This is a genomic window from Flavobacterium luteum (assembly GCF_008806775.1).
GTDB lineage: Bacteria > Bacteroidota > Bacteroidia > Flavobacteriales > Flavobacteriaceae > Flavobacterium > Flavobacterium luteum.
The window spans coordinates 1-1,559 of the sequence record NZ_WAEM01000022.1; the positions used below are offsets into that span (position 1 = coordinate 1).

At 35.4% G+C, this 1,559-nt stretch carries 1 protein-coding gene; it reads left to right on the top strand.

All coding sequences use genetic code 11. The features are described from left to right. A partial coding sequence (locus F6464_RS14715; RefSeq protein WP_394349414.1) for a T9SS type B sorting domain-containing protein occupies positions 1-1,559 on the top strand: 1,559 nt, incomplete at both ends.

The following is a 1,559-nucleotide window of genomic DNA, read 5'->3' on the forward strand; positions in this document are numbered from 1 at the left end:
CGTGTTATGAAACTAGAGCTTTTGATACTGTAACTTGTGCTTGGGTAACATCAGGAACTCAACCTGTAGAACCAACTACTGCATTAGCGTGTTATGAAACTAGAGCTTTTGATACTGTAACTTGTGCTTGGGTAACTTCAGGAACTCAACCTGCAGAACCAACTACTGAATTAGCGTGTTATGAAACTAGAGCTTTTGATACTGCAACTTGTGCTTGGGTAACTTCAGGAACTCAACCTGAGAAACCTACTGTGGCGTGTTACGAAACTGTTGGTGACTTCAATAACGACACTTGTACTTGGACGGTAACGGGAACTCAAATTATTGACAAACCAGTTTTAGATGATGTGCTAGGTCAATGTACAGCAACTGCAGAAATTCCTTCTACAACTAATAACTGTGGAGAATCAATAATTGGTACTCCTCAAAATCCTATAACTTATAACATTGAGGGTGAATATATAATCACTTGGGTTTTTGAAAGTAGTGATAAAACAGTTTCTGTAACTGCACTTCAAAAAGTAATTGTTAAAGATACTGAAGCACCAATTGCTCCAACAATACCAGATGAAAAAGGTCAGTGTACTGCTACAGCTAAAACGCCAACAGCTATTGACGCATGTGAAGGAAATATTATAGGAAAAACAGATAATGATGTAATTTATAATACTCAAGGCACCTATGAAATTACTTGGACGTTTACGGATAGTAAAGGTAATACTTCAACTGCTAAACAAAAAGTTATAGTAGATGAAACGAATCCTCCAACAGCTCCAGTATTAGCAACAATAACAGGATCCTGTTTTGTAGAAGTACCTAAACCAAGTATTGTTGATGGTTGTTCTCAAAGAGTAATTGAAGGAACAACAACTGATGAATTGACTTATAATGCTGCTGGTACCTATTTAATAAGTTGGACTTTTGACAACGGTAAAGGAAGTGTTAGTGCGCCTCAAGAAGTAATTGTTACTGCTACAAATACTGATACAAATGGAAAACCTGGATATGCAAAATGTAATGATGATATTGATTATTACATAAAAGATCTAAAATATCCTACACTTGAATCTTTATTACCAGAGGGTACAACAGCTGGGGGAACTTGGATTGATGAGTTTAATCCTTCTAGAATAGTGTTAGTAGATGGAAAAGAGAAGTTTAATCCTTACGAAATTAACACAGGTGACTATGAATTGAAATATTTAACTACTAATGGAGCATGTTCTAGTACCGTTAAAGTAGTAATGACTGTTGATGATGACTGTATTGTTGCTCCAATAGGCACTTGTGTAATTGATGTTAAGAATGCTTTTTCTCCAAATGGAGATGCATTAAATGAAGTATTTACGATTCTTAATATCGAAGATAGAACTTGTTTCCCTACAAATACTGTAGAAATATACAACCGTTGGGGAGTATTAGTATTCGAAACTAATCAGTACGATAATAGTACAAGAGTCTTTAGAGGAATCTCTGAAGGAAGAGCTACTGTTAATAAATCGGCTGAATTACCTACTGGAACCTACTTCTATATTATTCAATATACAGATGGTAAAGGG